Origin of the sequence: Sediminibacillus massiliensis, assembly GCF_900156915.1 — a bacterium.
GTDB lineage: Bacteria > Bacillota > Bacilli > Bacillales > Amphibacillaceae > Sediminibacillus_A > Sediminibacillus_A massiliensis.
The window spans coordinates 600,723-616,046 of the sequence record NZ_LT732535.1; the positions used below are offsets into that span (position 1 = coordinate 600,723).

A 15,324-nucleotide genomic window follows, 5' to 3' on the forward strand; every position below is an offset into this window, starting at 1 on the left:
CGACGTCGACAGGTTACTCCACTCCCCTGTTTCCAACCTTCGACAAATTATCTTTGTATATTTCCACCTATTCATTTTAAATGAAATCGGTTTATAAGTAAAATGTTTCGAAAAGATTTCCTAGTAAAATCCTTTCACTTATAAAAATTTTTAGAATTTTCATCGGACAATGATAGACAGATGGATTTCGCTTCACAGCAAAAAGAGAACACAATAAAATAAGGAGATTCTTAGACTGCAAGAACTCCTTAACCGGCCGGGCGTTAAAACTGATGTGCTGAACAAGGTATCACGATGCGGAAAGTACTTCCTTTTTCCGGATTCCTCAGTATCTCAAGATTTCCTTTGTGTTTCTCGATGATTTGGTTGGAAATCATCAAACCCAGCCCTGTTCCTGTTTTCTTGGTAGTGAAAAAAGGTTCTTTTAATTTATGTAAAATACTTTCCGGAATGCCAGGTCCCTCATCGATAATGTCGATCACACACACAGACTCTCTGGTGGCTGAGCGAACAACAATATTCCCTCCGTCTTCCATTGCTTCGACAGCATTTTTGATAAGGTTTATAAAAACCTGCTTTATTTGTGACCGGTCGCAAAAAATATACTGATCATCCTCTAATTCTAAGTGTATTTCAATATTGCTTAATTTAGCTTGTGACCGCAACAATAAGATGACATCATTCAACATATCGGACAAGCGTTCCAACTTCCGGGCTTCTGTCATTGGTTTGGAGATGAAAAGAAGTTCAGATGTGATTGTTTCTATTTTTTCGATTTCTTCGACCATTATTTTATAATATTCTTGTTTACGGTCGATTCCTGCCTGCAGCAATTGCAAGAAGCCCTTTATGGAGGTAAGAGGGTTCCTGATTTCGTGCGCAACTCCTGCCGCTAACTGTCCCGCTACAGACATCTTTTCAGATCTGATCATCATCTCTTCTGCTTCTTTTTTATCCTGCATGTCTTTGGTTACCCCGACCAGCAGATCGATATCATTTTCCTGATCATACAGTCTGCCGATGACGGATTCCACCCATATGTATTTCCCGTAACTGTTCCGGATGCTAAGATGGCATTTCTGGTTTTCAACATCGGCATTCCTTAGTTTGACCGACAACATTTCCTGATCATATGGTGAAAGATAATCCATAGCTTTGGTTCCGATAAGTTCTTTCGCATCATAGCCCAGAATCTTCTGAACTGAGTTCGATACATAAAGCAGATACCCTTTAAGGTCACAGATTGTGATCAAATCATAACCATTGACTTCAATCCAATTCAGCATATTTTCAGGTAACTTGGCAAGTACAAAGTCCGTGACTTCGTTATAATGGTCAGAGGCTTTACATTTCGTTTTTGTATTGCAATTGTTTATGGTATCTTTGTTACTTTGTTCCGAATCCATGCCCATCCCCCTATTTATATACCGACCTAATTTCATATTATCGTAACATTTTTATAACAATCAACTATTATCCATTTAGGTGGTAACGATTATATTGTCTTTTTGCCGCAATGCTCTTATAATGTCGATGAAAACAACTTAAGTATCGATAGTTGATAATATGTAATATTAAAGAAAAATATGCCATTTTGAATCATTAATTGAATACTTGTTACAATTATTAGTAATATTACTATAAAAATCCGCAAAATAAAACTTATCTTCCTGCTTTTTCTGCAAAACAAAGCATGGAATCTGGTATAATATTGGAAGAATAATAGAAGGAATGGTGATCTGTTGTGTCAGGTGGTTTTGCTTTATTTATCGTTATATGGGTATTTATCCTTGTCATTTTCATGGGTATCGGCGGATTTTTCATGTTTCGCAAATTTTTAAAAAGATTGCCAAAGGAAGATGGAAAATCGATTTTGGATTGGGAAGAGTACTATGTCGAGCGGACCAGACACATGTGGGGAAAAAAAGAACTGTCATTGCTGGAAGATTTGGTCTCACCCGTTCCGGAATTGTTCAGGGATATAGCGAAACAAAAAATAGCAGGAAAAATCGGCGAACTAGCCATCGAAAAAAAAAGAAAAAAAATAACAGAAGATATCCTGATCGAAGGGTACATTCTGGCTACTCCCAAACGTGACCATAAATTCCTGAAGAAGAAACTGAATGAGAAAAAAATAGATATAACACCGTATGCTAGTCTCTTTGAATAAGACATAAAAAAACTGTTCCATAAGCATCTGCCTAACCCAAATCATTGGCAGTATGTGGAACAGTTTTTTTATATAGATGTTTGGTGGATTTCTTTTTCCAATTTTTTGTATTTAAACAACATGGCGATCCGCCAGGAAACAATCATTCCCAAAGCAAGCAAGAAAAACATACCGCTGGTTTCCCCAAAGGAAACCGTTCTTCCTAGAAGGACTTTAAGAATGATCCGCAAAATTAACAGTGCGAACAAGATGAACACAAATGCTTTAGAAGGTATCAAATAAATACGATTGTCCTTCACTTCGAAATTGGAAGTTTTTATCAAGAAAAAAGAAAATAAAACCCCTACACTGACTGCTTCCAAAACCTGACTCCATGAAACGTGAAATACAGGTGAAAGAAACATCAAAGCGCCCGTGCTCATAAATAATGGAGGCAGGATGATTTTACGGGTACTGGCCGGTTTTTTGGATGCCTTCATTCTTATAAAAATCATACATATGGCCATTATTACAGCCAATATTGAAGATGCCGTTATTAACATAATATCAACTCTTCCAATAATTCTAATAGGAAATTATATAGATACACGGTTTACCGCTTCTAACACTCTTGTTTCATCGAAGGGTTTGACAATAAAGTCTTTAGCACCCAATTCGATTGCCTTTACGACTAATTTTTGTTGCGCTGTTGCAGAACACATAATCACTCTTGCATTATTGTCTGTTTTCATTATTTCTTCCAAAGCTGCCATGCCATTTAAGACAGGCATGGTGATATCCAAAATCACCATATCAGGTGACAATTCCCTGTATTTTTCAATAGCCTGTCTGCCATCATCCGCTTCGCCTATTACTTCATGATTTCCTTTTTTGAGCATGGCTATAAGTGTCTTTCTTGAAAATACGGCATCATCGACGATTAAAACTTTTGCCATCGCTTCCTCCGGTCATCGATCCTCTGCAATAGAAAGGATGATTGTCATTGTGATACCGACGACAGTTAAATAAACACCAAGATCGAATAGAACAGCTGTCGCCAGCTCCATTTCTCCCAATACCGGGAGGTGCACATACGTAAACGTGTGGCTCAAAAAGGGCTGCCCGAAAATGAAAGAGCCTATACCGGTGGTAACGGCTATCAACAGACCGGCCGGAGTCAACATTCGAAAGTTTACTGGGATTACTTTTTCCATTGTATCATAGCCGTACGCCATATACATAAGCACAATGGCAGCTGCAGTCATCAAACCACCGATGAATCCACCACCCGGGGAACTGTGACCGGCAAAGAAAAGGTAAATGGAAAACCCGAATAATATGAAGGCAAGCAAACTAGTCGCCGTTCGAAGGATTAAGTCATTTGTCCTAGTCATAAAAATACTCCTTTACATATATCTTGCTTCTATCATAATACAAAGTTGGCTGAAATTCATTTCCTAGAACCCGTAGAAGTTAAACCATCCGGCCAGAAATGACGTCAGCTTTGTCATCCAGTCAAAGAACAAAGCAACACCCATGAAAATCATTACATAGCCTCCGAATTTAACTAAGCGGGGGCCATTCCTCTTGATCCATTTCATCTTCCCTATAAAGAAAGAAAGTATCAAAAATGGCAAGGAAAATCCAAGGGAGTATGCACTCATCATAATAAATCCGGACTCTGGGCTCTCTGCAGATAGAGAAATGACAGCTGCCAAAATCGGACCGGTACATGGCGTCCACCCCATCGAAAATGCCATTCCGATAATAAAAGAACCTATGTAACCACTCGGCCTGTTCTTGAATACGATCTTTCTGTCTTTCATCAAAAAATCAAAATTCAGTACTCCTATAATAACCAAACCAAAAAACACTATGAGTATGGCACCAATTTGTCTGATTGCATCCTGCCATGCAAGAAGGAATTCGGCAAAAAAAGATGTCGTAAATCCTAAAACCAAGAATATGCTGGAAAATCCAATCAAAAACAAAATAGTGTGGACTATGCTTTTAACATTCAACATCGCATTTTCTTCTTTTATATCATTTACACTCATACCGGTAATGTAGGACAAAAAAGCCGGATACAACGGAAGCACACAGGGCGAAATGAACGATAAAAATCCGGCACCAAATGCCAGAAATATATTCAACTCGGACATGTTTTTCCTCCTTTCCTTAGACAAGGACTATTTTAGCATACTAACATCCAAATCCAATGTGACAGGCTCATGAATATTTTTCAAACATAGACAAATCCCCTGCCGTTTTACTGGACAAGGGATTTGATCTTTGTGATTAAGTACAATTATTCCAACATTTTTCTAAAATATCAACTCAATGAATAATAAAAGATAAGAATGTGTTCTCATATCTTATAAAAGAGCATTTCTCCAAAAATGCTCTCTACTTATCCATATTATTTCGTTTGTTGATTATTCATTGCACGCATCATTTGATTAATCTTTTTCTGGGAAGGTTTCTGTCCCATTTGCATCATTAATGTGCGAAGCATTTGTTCATTAATTGGTGGGTTTTTCTTAAGGTAGCTCATCATGTACTTTCTAGCGATGAAGAACCCAAGAGCAACACCAGCAATTAATGCTACTATGGCTATCAATACAACCCAAATCGTGCCCATGTAACGCTTTCCTCCTTCATGTTGTCTCTCATACAGTATAGTAAATCAATGGAAAGAATACAATAGTTGAGGATTTAAAGTATGATTTCTTTTAGTCACAGGGGAAATCCAGCCAAACTTGCCTGTTTCATTTTCTATCACAAAAAAGTTGCGGTCAAATAATCTGAGCGGCTGAAATACTAACGTTTCAGCTTCATCCATTGTTCCGCAGTTTCCATGCAGAAATCTACCGGCAGTAAATAACTCAAGCGATTGTTCTTTTCCGGCCAATTTTAACCGTCTGCCGTCGGTGACTGACTCAACACCTTTAGCTTGGCATTTAATAATATGTCCTACTAACTGTTTTGCCGGAATTGGATGTGTAATGTATTCGAATTGTTTCATCATATCTGTTTTGTCGGGGTACATGTTGCATTCAGAAAGAAAACGATAGAGGATATCTGACCGGTAAAAGTACTGAAGGGAAACTTCTTCCTTGATCCAATAGATAGAATAATAGAGCACCTGCTCGTCCTCCTTTATTTTCTTAGAGCTATTATACCCGAAATTTTCTGATAACATTGTCAAACCCCGGAAAGAATGACAGCGAGTTTTGTCGAATGATTCGGTGAACGCAGAAATACCCTTGACCTCAAACAAGGCCAAGGGTATATTAGTTTCTACTTGTTTTCAAACAACGATTCTGTCAAGCTAACCACATTTTCCACAGTGAAGCCGTATTCCGCCATTACTTTTTCACCGTCTGCTGAAGCACCGAATGTGTCGATTCCAAGAATTTTCCCTTCATCGCCGGTAAATCTTTCCCAACCGAATGGAGAAGCCATTTCAATTGCCAGACGCTTTTTAACAGAAGAAGGCAGGACTTTTTCCTGGTATCCCTTATCCTGGTTCTTAAACCTATCCCAAGAAGGCATGCTGACAACACTTACGTCATAGCCCTTGTTCTTCAATTCTTTTTGAGCTTTTACGGCAAGTTGAACTTCAGAACCGGAAGCTAATAGCAATGCATCAGGTGTCTCTGCTTCAGAAGGGCTTACTGTGTATGCACCTCTTTTGACACCTTCATAGGCGTTTTCTTTCGTGCTTTCTAGAGTCGGCAATCCTTGACGAGTCAATACAAGTGCTGTTGGAGTTTTAGTCGATTCTAAAGACAGTCTCCACGCAGCTTGTGTTTCATTGCCATCTGCCGGTCTGATAACAGAAAGATTAGGCATAGCTCTTAGAGAAGCCAGTTGTTCGATTGGCTCGTGAGTTGGGCCGTCCTCTCCTACTGCAATCGAATCATGGGTGAACACATAGGTTACAGGGAGATCCATAATCGCTGAAAGCCTTACTGCTGGTCTCACATAGTCACTGAAGACAAAGAAAGTACCAGCATAAACTTTCAGTCCGCCGTGCAATGCCATTCCGTTCAATGCAGCACCCATGGCAAATTCGCGAACACCGAACCAGATATTCCTGCCAGCGTAATCGTCTCTGGAGAAATCGCCCGCACCTTTAACTGTCGTTTTGTTTGAACCAGCCAAATCAGCGCTTCCACCGAAGAAATTAGGAACTTTTTCGGCAATAGCATTAATTACTTCCCCAGATGATGCGCGTGTAGCCAATCTGTCTTTTTCCGGCTCATATACAGGGAGTTCTTTATCCCAGTTCTCAGGTAGTTCGCCATTTATCGCTTTAGTCAGTTCATCACTTAATTCTGGATAAGCCTCTTTGTAAGAATCAAACAGGGCATTCCATTCTTCTTCGGCTCTTTGGCCCTGTTCAACAATTTTGTGATTGAAATCTTTATAAACTTCATCCGGCACATGAAAATCTTCATGTTCCCACTCATAAGCTTCTTTGGTCAAGGTTATCTCATCCGCACCCAAAGGAGCTCCATGGGAAGCTGCAGAACCGGATTTATTAGGAGAACCGAAGCCAATGACCGTCTTGACTTCAATCAATGTTGGCTGGTCAGTGTTCTCTTTTGCTTCTTTGATAGCTTCCCTGATAGATGAAACATCATTTCCGTCCTCTACACGGATTACCTGCCATCCATACGCTTTGAATCTTTCCTCTACATTTTCAGAGAAAGAACGGTTTAATTCCCCATCGAGGGAAATATCATTGGAGTCATACAGTGCAATCAATTTACCAAGTTTCAAATGGCCTGCCAATGATGCGGCTTCGTGTGAAATACCTTCCATCAAATCACCATCACTGCAAATGGCATATGTATGGTGGTCTACGACAGGATAATTTTCTTTGTTATATTTAGCGGCGAGATGCTTTTCAGCCATAGCCATACCGACAGACATAGCAATCCCCTGACCAAGCGGGCCTGTTGTCGCTTCCACACCATCTGTGTGGTGTACTTCTGGATGACCAGGTGTTTTCGATCCCCACTGACGGAATCCTTTTAGGTCATCGATTGTTACGTTGTAGCCAGATAAATGAAGGAGGCTGTACAGTAACATAGAACCGTGACCCGCAGAGAGAACAAACCGATCTCTATTAAACCAATGGGAATTTTTCGGATTATGCGTCATAAAGTCTGTCCAAAGCGTATAAGCCATTGGGGCAGCCCCCATCGGAAGACCAGGGTGGCCGGAATTCGCATTTTCAATCGCATCTATTGATAGTGTGCGGATTGTATTGATTGATAATTTTTCTGTTTTATTTACCATATTTACTATGTATCCCCTTTCAGCAATAATGTGTTTCATAACTACTATGGTATAATGAAAACAAACAAGAAACAAGTATTAAACAAAGGATGTAAAAAGAATCTCATCGGTCACTTGTTTCTTGCAATTATGTTTTCGTTTTATCAATGGTTGTTTCTTTCTCTGTCCTTCAATTCCTGAACTTTTTTCGGGGTCACATCGTTTCCTTCCGGATCGACGACTTTCATGCTCTTGAACTGGTTTTTAAAAGACTTTCTCACATTTTTCAGGTATTCTTCCCTTAGTTCTTTTTGTTCTTTCTGTTCTTTCAAATTCAGTCCATCATCTTTTGCCTTCTTGGCAAGAACATTTATTCGATCCAACTTTTCTTTTGAAAGCATAATCATTCTCCTTCTATATAAGATGCCACGGTCACCGGCTGCGGATTTGCATTTATCTATAAATTATTCCAATTAAGCCATGCCTTTATCCTGCTTTATCCATTCATTTCTTAAACATAAAAAAACAAGCTCCAACCAGGATCTTGTCTTTTTCCTTTATATTAACCTTCATTTGCTGGCGATTCAAGTGAAACATACTCTCTATATCTTCTGTGAACGGTTGCTTTGGATACCGAGTAGCCCAATCCTCTTAAGGTGGCAGCAATTTCTTCGAAAGTGAGGTTGTTTTGTCTTAGTCGAACAACTTCATCTATCGGAAATTCAATCCGTTCCCTGCCTGTACCCTGATTCTGGTGTTTAAGGTTGTCACCCGGATTGAACCCCTTTTCTATCGCTTTTTTCATACCCCTTTTAATTTTCAAGTTATGTATTCTACGTTGATATTCTTCTACAATTCCAACAATCTGAAGCAGCATGGAATCAGATTCTGACAGTTTAAATTCATCTGAGTCTGTAAGGGTGTAAACCGCAATGTTCAATTTATTCAACTGGTGGAATAACGCAATCTTTGTGTTCCCTCTTCCAAGCCTCGTTTCGTCCTGGATCAGCAGACATTCCGCCTCGTTACTGGCAAATAACTCCAACATAGAAAATACGCCTTCCCTCTCAATTTCGTAGCCACTTTCTTTTTCCTCGATCACTTTGACGATTTCCATGTCTTTGTTATCAGCTAACCGTTCCAACTCTTCACGTTGCCTTTCCAGAGAACTTGCTTGTTCGTCTTTCGTTGTACTTACCCTGCAATATATAATAGCTTTCTTTGACTTCAAATTATCCAAACATAAAACATCCTTTTTACGAACGAATTGTCAATTATACTGTGACCATAGAATAGTACATGAAACCTAAAGTCAATACAAATAAGATGAAATAAAAGATATCTACTTTTGATAATTTATGAAACATATTATTTCCCTCCTATCCCGTGCATAAGAACTAATGTTCGCTGCGGTAATTACCATTATATACGAACATAGGTTCTTGTCAACTCTTTTCTTCGAACGGATGTTTGTATATTTATGGTAGACATGCTATACTATTTACAATAAATACTATGTCCGAGGTGTTACTTTAATGACAAAACTATCAAAAAGGCAGCAAGCAATACTAGAATATATAAAAGAACAAGTCGTCGATAAAGGTTATCCCCCTTCTGTCAGGGAAATAGGCGAAGCTGTGGGACTTGCTTCGAGTTCCACAGTCCATGGCCACTTGTCCCGGCTCGAAAAAAAAGGTTATATAAGAAGAGATCCCACCAAACCAAGGGCAATTGAAGTAATGAATTTGGAAGAAACGGAAAACATTCCTACAGGAGAAGCAACATTCGCGCCTGTTATCGGTAAAGTAACGGCCGGTATCCCAATAACCGCTGTTGAAAATATTGAAGAATACGTACCGCTGCCAAATACAATTGCCAATGCTGATGAAAACATTTTTGTCCTCGTCATTGAAGGAGAGAGTATGATTGAGGCAGGCATTTTAGATGGGGATATGGTAATTGTAAAACAACAGCAAACAGCTCTTAATGGAGAGATTGTCGTCGCGATGACAGAGGAAGGGGAAGCAACCGTCAAACGGTTCTTTAAAGAAAGTGATCATATTAGACTGCAACCGGAAAACGCTACAATGGATCCGATATTACTGGAGAATGTGTCCATTCTCGGCAAGGTAGTAGGGTTATATCGACATATTCATTAAAAAGTCCCGCCTCAGTGCGGGACTTTTTTTAGGACCGATTTGTTTGTGTTGCGGATTTTCGTGTGCTATTGGTTTATCCATTTCAAGCTTCTCCCTCTACAGTTTTACACCTTCTCTATAAATGTTCATTTTGTTGTTTTTTGCAGAATGAGAAATCATCTTTCCTGGCAAAATACTGAATGCAGTAAATTTAGTTACAGGGAGGCTTATCAATGTCCAAAAAGAAAGGGATCCAGGATTCAAGCATCGAACAAGTTCAAAAAGACCACGAGTCAGAGACAGCTTTCAAAGTCGACAACCCCAAAAAAGCTGGTAAAAAAAATCACAAATAAAAACAGGAGCCCCAGGCTCCTGTTTTTATTTGTTTATCTCTTCAAGCCTAAACCATCAACATTCAAATCAATCAATAGCCGATTTACTTTTTGATAATCCGGCCGGTCTGGAAGTTCGGTCTCCTCTAATGCCAATTTCAATCGCCTTTCATAATCTTCTATCATATCCAAAGCCTCGTTAAACGAATATTTTCCTTGACGGCAGTCAAGTAACAAATCCCTGTTTCCCCTGTATGTAATGTAGGTACCTGTTTCCAATATTTCGATGGCGCTGGTAAGCAGCCGAATACTTGTCATAAATAGCTTGGTATCATAATCGGCGATAACGGATGACTCCTCGGTTGTTTTTTCGGTCCCAGTCAGTGAGATCATTTTTTTCACTTGCGATTTTGCATATCCACCAAATTTTTTTTCGATTAATTTAGATAAAAACAACTGCCTGTGTTTGATCAATTTTCGGCCCAGATCCGTTATTATAAGCCAATCTTCAGGCCGGACAAATAATAATTCTATATTATTGGGCACACCTAACATCGCGTCTTTCACAAACTTATTGAGGTGGGTTATGCTGATATCCAAGTCAACGATTGTGTTTTTGAAATTTCTTCCGCCGCTATTATTGAATTCATTAAATGCATTCAATCCTAAATAATACTCTTCCGGAGGTATGCAAATCCCTTTGTAATCTTTATCGGATCCTTCTATTTGTGTGCCATGTGCATAGCTGCCAGCCCGAGCGAGCAAGATCGTTCTTTCTTTAAGCCAACCTTCATCTGCTTCTTTGAATAACTCCAATGTTAATCCACCTTTCTATAATTAGAATCACAAAATCAAATTCTACTTTCCATCCATAAAAATCGGAAAACAAAAAACCCTCAGCGCCTATGCGCCAAGGGTTTAATAGATTAATAAGTTGATAAGTATTGCTCGCGCTCCCAAGGATGAACTTGTGTACGGAACATATCCCATTCGATTTCTTTAGCTTCAACAAAATGTTCGAAAAGATGTTCGCCAAGCGCTCCGACAATTACTTCGTCTTGTTTTAGTAATTCAACTGCATCGCTCAACGTAGCAGGAAGATCTTGGACACCGTTTGCTTCTCTTTCCGCTTTGTCCATCACATAGATGTTACGATCTACTGCAGTCGGTGCTTCCATCTTACTTTCAATTCCATCCAGGCCAGCAGCAAGCATCACTGACATTGCCATGTATGGATTTGCAGCAGGGTCAACACTGCGCACTTCAATACGAGTGCTTAGACCTCTGGAAGAAGGAACCCGAATTAGTGGGCTTCTATTCAATCCAGACCACGCCACATAACATGGAGCTTCATATCCGGGTACCAATCGCTTGTAAGAATTGATAGTCGGGTTTGTTACTGCCGTGAAGTTTGTTGCGTGTTTGATAATACCAGCGATAAATTGGTATGCAGCCTCACTTAGTTGAAGTTCACCATTTTCATCGAAAAACATGTTTTTGCCGTCTTTAAACAATGACATATTAGAATGCATTCCAGAACCATTAACACCGAATAACGGTTTCGGCATAAACGTTGCATGCAGTCCGTGCTTTCTGGCGATTGTTTTTACGACCAGTTTGAAAGTTTGAATGTCATCACAATGTTTCAAGGCATCTGAATATTTAAAATCGATTTCGTGCTGTCCAGGTGCTACCTCATGGTGGGACGCTTCGATTTCAAAGCCCATTTCTTCTAGTTCGAGCACAATATCGCGTCGGCAATTTTCACCTAGATCAGTCGGTGCTAAATCGAAGTAACCGCCTTTATCGTTCAATTCCAAAGAAGGTTCACCTTTTTCATCCAATTTAAACAAGAAGAATTCAGGCTCTGTTCCAATATTAAACGCAGAAAAACCCAACTCTTCCATTTTTTTCAAATTGCGTTTGAGGTTATAACGGGGATCTCCTTCAAATGGTGTTCCATCAGGATTGTAAATATCACAAATGAATCGCGCTACTTTTCCTTTTTCAGATGTCCATGGGAAGACTACGAAAGTGTCCAAATCAGGATATAATTTCATATCCGATTCTTCGATACGTACGAATCCTTCAATCGAAGAACCGTCAAACATCATTTCATTGTCCAAAGCTTTATCCAGCTGACTAAGAGGAATCTCAACATTTTTAATAGTCCCCAACATATCAGTGAACTGTAGACGGATGAATTTTACGTCTTCTTCCTTGATTTTTTGAATGATCTCTTCTCTAGTGAATTTTGCCATTTTTTTCCTCTCCTTCTGTATTTTAATGGAAGAATCGTGATAATTCTCCCTGGCGTAACGAAGTTTTACCTAAGCGCCCATTACTATAAAGTTCCTTCTGAAGCATCTTTCTAAGCTCCTTATCGGAAAGCTCAGGGGCTTTCTCTCCTTCATCCAGTTCTTGTGTTTTCGGCAAGTCTTTTATATTCAACACTTGCTTTATACCGGCAAGATTGATTCCTTTTTCAATGAGTTCTTTAATCTCTAACAACCGATCTACATCATTAAAAGAAAATAATCGTTGATTGCCATTTGTGCGGGCAGGATGAACTAGGTTATGTTCTTCGTAGTAACGAATTTGTCTTGCGGTCAAATCCGTCAGTGATTTTACAATACCAATGGAAAATAAGGGCATCGACCTTCTGTCTAAGTCACTCATTTAATAACCCCTTCCCTATTAACTTTTCCATACTCCAATTATACAATCCGAAAGATAATTGTCAATACGTGTAAGCTTTCTTTACATAAAAAATTTTATAAAAAAATAAAATTTTCTAAATATATACACAAAATCAAAAGCAGTACTCTGATCATGTACTGCTCTTAATGTCTCCCATATGAAAAAGATTTATGATTTAGCGGATAGATGGCCCTTTTCCAGTAATTGCTCGACTGCATCCAAAATGGCTATTTTCACATGGGAATATGTCAACCCCCCTTGAACGTATGCAGTATATGGAGGTCTGATGGGTCCGTCCGCCGTCAGCTCCAAACTGGCTCCTTGAATAAACGTTCCTGCAGCCATGATGACATCATTCTCATACCCAGGCATGGAGGAAGGATAAGGCAGAACATGAGAATTGACAGGAGAAGCTTTTTGTATTGCCTGACAAAAGGAAACCATCTGTTCAGCAGATTGAAAATTGACGGATTGGATTAAATCTGTCCGTTTATGCTGATAAGACGGATTTGTTTGAAATCCCATGTTTTCAAGATAGCAAGAAGTGAAAACAGCACCTTTCAATGCTTCACCTACGATGTGCGGCGCAAGGAAAAAACCTTGAAACATTTCCTGAAGCATACCGAGACTTGCACCCGTTTCCTTCCCAAGTCCCGGGGCCGTAAGTCTATTGGCACAGGCTTCTACTAGCTTGGTTTTCCCCGCTATATACCCTCCTGCCCTTGCAATACCGCCTCCGGGGTTTTTAATCAAGGAACCGGCAATCAAATCCGCACCGATATGTAAAGGCTCCCTTTCTTCCACAAACTCTCCATAACAGTTATCAACGAATACAACTAAATGAGGGTTGATTTTCTTTGCGAACGTAATCATTTCCTCAATCTCATTGATGCTGAAGGATGGCCTGTCGTGATAACCTTTGGAACGTTGAATGCCGATAACTTTGGTTTTACTGTTTATCGAATTTTTGACCATGTCCCAATTAATTTCGTCTGTTTCTGTCAGGGAAACGGATTGGAACCCAATCTGAAAGTCTTTAAGAGAGCCATTGTTATCCCCTCTTGTACCTACAACCCCTTCAAGCGTGTCATAAGGTTTTCCCGTAATATACAATAATTCGTCCCCAGGACGGAGGACTCCGAACAAGGCAGTAGAAATAGCATGAGTACCTGAAACTAGCTGTGGTCTGACAAGGGCGTCTTCTCCCCCAAAAACCTCGGCATAAACTGCTTCCAAAGTATCTCTTCCATAATCATCATACCCGTACCCTGTAGTGGGATTAAAATGACTGTCGCTGACCCGGTTGTTTTGGAACGCCCGAAGCACTCTGCGTTGATTGTGTTCTGTTATTTCATTAATCTTGGCTGTGTAGGGTTGAATTTCTTGTTCTACTTTTTCGATTAGCTGTTGATTCATTGCTGAAAATCCTGCTCCTTCAACTTGTTTCTAAGTGGGTGTTCGGGATCCACATAACCAGATACGCTGTAACCCTCTTCCATTTCGCTAAATTCCCGTGAACTGACAATCGTACTTCTCGACACTCTGTCCAAAATACTGCCTTCTGAAGCCGGAATGACGACATGATAGCTTTCCCATTGTTCCGCCAGCATCCTTTCTATTTCTCCCATGACTCTTTTTAAGTCAATCGGATCCTGTGCACTAATCGTTATTGACGGATGCGTACTCGGAATGAACTCTTCCTGCAGAATGTCCTTCTTGTTATAAATGGTGAGCATTGGCAAATGATCGGCACCGAGCTCCTTCAATAACCTGTTGACTGTCTTCTGGTGGTTTTCTTGATCAGGATGTGATGCATCGACCATATGTAGGATAAAATCGGCTTCTGTCACTTCTTCAAGTGTCGACCGGAAAGCAGCAATCAACGTTGTAGGTAAATCCTGTATAAATCCAACCGTATCTGTAATTAAGGCTGCGAATCCGGAAGGCAGCTTTATTTGTCTTGTCATTGGATCTAGCGTTGCAAACAATTGGTTTTCCTCCAATGACTGGCTCTTTGTTATCCGATTGAAAAAGGTTGATTTTCCAGCATTCGTATAACCAACGATTGCAATTTGAAATGCTTTGTTTTCCTTCCGTCTTTTACGGTATTGAGCCCGCTGATTCACTACAGCATCCAATCTCTTCTTGATATCATCAATTCTTCTTCTAATATGACGCCGGTCTGATTCCAGTTTCGTTTCACCAGGACCTCTTGTACCGATACCACCTGCAAGCCTTGAAAGAGATTTCCCCTGACCATATAGACGTGGAAGCATATATTGCAACTGTGCCAACTCGACTTGCAGCTTACCTTCTTTTGTGTTTGCCCTCTGGGCAAAAATGTCCAAAATTAACTGACTTCTATCGATAATTCTAACACCGAGCTTTTCATTTAAATTTTTGGCTTGACCAGGAGAAAGTTCATCATTGGAAATAACCAAATCTATTTCCATTTCTTCGACGGTCTCTGCTATCTCCTCTATTTTCCCCTCGCCTAAATAAAAAGCAGGATGGATGCGCTCCCGGTTTTGGGTAACAATCTTCAAGACATTTCCTTGAGCGGTCTCGGTCAACGATTGCAATTCACTTAGAGAGGACAAAAACCGTTCTTCATCTTGTCGCGGATGACTAACTGCTACGATTAAAACTTTTTCCTGCATAATTCCAACCTCTTTCTTTATAATTATTTCCATCATATCAAAGAACTTATAAAAAC

The 15,324-nt window shown here is 39.8% G+C and carries 18 protein-coding genes; 3 read left to right on the plus strand and 15 right to left on the minus strand.

Annotated features, from left to right (window positions below):
• Nucleotides 1–263: 263 nt before the first annotated feature.
• Nucleotides 264–1,406, minus strand: coding sequence for an ATP-binding protein (locus CZ434_RS03755; protein ID WP_077621871.1), 1,143 nt, complete (start codon nucleotides 1,404–1,406; stop codon nucleotides 264–266).
• A gap of 338 nt (nucleotides 1,407–1,744) precedes the next feature.
• Here CZ434_RS03755 and CZ434_RS03760 point away from each other — a divergent pair, with 338 nt between their 5' ends.
• Nucleotides 1,745–2,170: a DUF2621 family protein gene (locus CZ434_RS03760; protein WP_077621872.1), complete on the plus strand. Its 426-nt coding sequence runs from the start codon at nucleotides 1,745–1,747 to the stop codon at nucleotides 2,168–2,170.
• 68 nt (nucleotides 2,171–2,238) lie between these two features.
• On the opposite strand, the gene CZ434_RS03765 is transcribed toward CZ434_RS03760, so the two are convergent.
• The 9 genes from CZ434_RS03765 to CZ434_RS03805 form a co-directional block, all read right to left on the minus strand.
• A complete protein-coding gene (locus CZ434_RS03765) occupies nucleotides 2,239–2,712 on the minus strand; it encodes a CcdC family protein (protein ID WP_077621873.1) in 474 nt (157 codons plus the stop codon).
• 33 nt (nucleotides 2,713–2,745) lie between these two features.
• A complete protein-coding gene (locus CZ434_RS03770) occupies nucleotides 2,746–3,105 on the minus strand; it encodes a response regulator (RefSeq protein WP_077621874.1) in 360 nt (119 codons plus the stop codon).
• Nucleotides 3,106–3,117: 12 nt separating this feature from the next.
• Nucleotides 3,118–3,543, minus strand: coding sequence for a Na(+)/H(+) antiporter subunit B (locus CZ434_RS03775; RefSeq protein ID WP_077621875.1), 426 nt, complete (start codon nucleotides 3,541–3,543; stop codon nucleotides 3,118–3,120).
• Nucleotides 3,544–3,606: 63 nt separating this feature from the next.
• Nucleotides 3,607–4,311 (minus strand): cytochrome c biogenesis CcdA family protein, encoded by a 705-nt coding sequence (locus CZ434_RS03780; protein WP_077621876.1) that lies wholly within the window; start codon nucleotides 4,309–4,311, stop codon nucleotides 3,607–3,609.
• 257 nt (nucleotides 4,312–4,568) lie between these two features.
• On the minus strand, nucleotides 4,569–4,790 hold the full coding sequence (locus tag CZ434_RS03785; protein ID WP_077621877.1) for a YneF family protein: 222 nt from the start codon (nucleotides 4,788–4,790) through the stop codon (nucleotides 4,569–4,571).
• A gap of 45 nt (nucleotides 4,791–4,835) precedes the next feature.
• Nucleotides 4,836–5,294: a sporulation inhibitor of replication protein SirA gene (gene sirA / locus CZ434_RS03790; protein ID WP_179107163.1), complete on the minus strand. Its 459-nt coding sequence runs from the start codon at nucleotides 5,292–5,294 to the stop codon at nucleotides 4,836–4,838.
• A gap of 155 nt (nucleotides 5,295–5,449) precedes the next feature.
• Nucleotides 5,450–7,459, minus strand: coding sequence for a transketolase (gene tkt / locus CZ434_RS03795; RefSeq protein ID WP_077621879.1), 2,010 nt, complete (start codon nucleotides 7,457–7,459; stop codon nucleotides 5,450–5,452).
• Between the two features lie 143 nt (nucleotides 7,460–7,602).
• The gene (locus tag CZ434_RS03800; RefSeq protein ID WP_077621880.1) at nucleotides 7,603–7,839 is read right to left on the minus strand and encodes a DUF896 domain-containing protein; all 237 of its coding nucleotides are present in this window, start codon (nucleotides 7,837–7,839) and stop codon (nucleotides 7,603–7,605) included.
• A 161-nt stretch (nucleotides 7,840–8,000) separates the two neighbouring features.
• Nucleotides 8,001–8,669 (minus strand): YneB family resolvase-like protein, encoded by a 669-nt coding sequence (locus CZ434_RS03805; protein ID WP_077625060.1) that lies wholly within the window; start codon nucleotides 8,667–8,669, stop codon nucleotides 8,001–8,003.
• A gap of 304 nt (nucleotides 8,670–8,973) precedes the next feature.
• Here CZ434_RS03805 and lexA point away from each other — a divergent pair, with 304 nt between their 5' ends.
• Nucleotides 8,974–9,597, plus strand: coding sequence for a transcriptional repressor LexA (gene lexA / locus CZ434_RS03810; protein WP_077621881.1), 624 nt, complete (start codon nucleotides 8,974–8,976; stop codon nucleotides 9,595–9,597).
• 212 nt (nucleotides 9,598–9,809) lie between these two features.
• Complete coding sequence (locus CZ434_RS03815; RefSeq protein ID WP_077621882.1) at nucleotides 9,810–9,929, plus strand: biofilm-forming protein; 120 nt, start codon at nucleotides 9,810–9,812, stop codon at nucleotides 9,927–9,929.
• Between the two features lie 33 nt (nucleotides 9,930–9,962).
• On the opposite strand, the gene CZ434_RS03820 is transcribed toward CZ434_RS03815, so the two are convergent.
• From CZ434_RS03820 to hflX, 5 genes are all read right to left on the minus strand, one after another.
• Nucleotides 9,963–10,724 carry a nucleotidyltransferase domain-containing protein gene (locus CZ434_RS03820; protein WP_077621883.1) on the minus strand — a complete coding sequence of 254 codons (762 nt, stop codon included), beginning with the start codon at nucleotides 10,722–10,724 and terminating at the stop codon, nucleotides 9,963–9,965.
• A 110-nt stretch (nucleotides 10,725–10,834) separates the two neighbouring features.
• Nucleotides 10,835–12,169 carry a type I glutamate--ammonia ligase gene (gene glnA, locus CZ434_RS03825; RefSeq protein WP_077621884.1) on the minus strand — a complete coding sequence of 445 codons (1,335 nt, stop codon included), beginning with the start codon at nucleotides 12,167–12,169 and terminating at the stop codon, nucleotides 10,835–10,837.
• 22 nt (nucleotides 12,170–12,191) lie between these two features.
• Entirely contained in the window at nucleotides 12,192–12,587 is a 396-nt protein-coding gene (locus CZ434_RS03830; RefSeq protein WP_077621885.1) for a MerR family transcriptional regulator, read from the minus strand.
• A gap of 189 nt (nucleotides 12,588–12,776) precedes the next feature.
• Entirely contained in the window at nucleotides 12,777–14,024 is a 1,248-nt protein-coding gene (locus tag CZ434_RS03835) for a methionine gamma-lyase family protein (RefSeq protein ID WP_077621886.1), read from the minus strand.
• The gene (gene hflX, locus CZ434_RS03840; protein WP_077621887.1) at nucleotides 14,021–15,268 is read right to left on the minus strand and encodes a GTPase HflX; all 1,248 of its coding nucleotides are present in this window, start codon (nucleotides 15,266–15,268) and stop codon (nucleotides 14,021–14,023) included. The genes CZ434_RS03835 and hflX overlap by 4 nt, the downstream gene beginning before the upstream one ends.
• Nucleotides 15,269–15,324 lie beyond the last annotated feature (56 nt).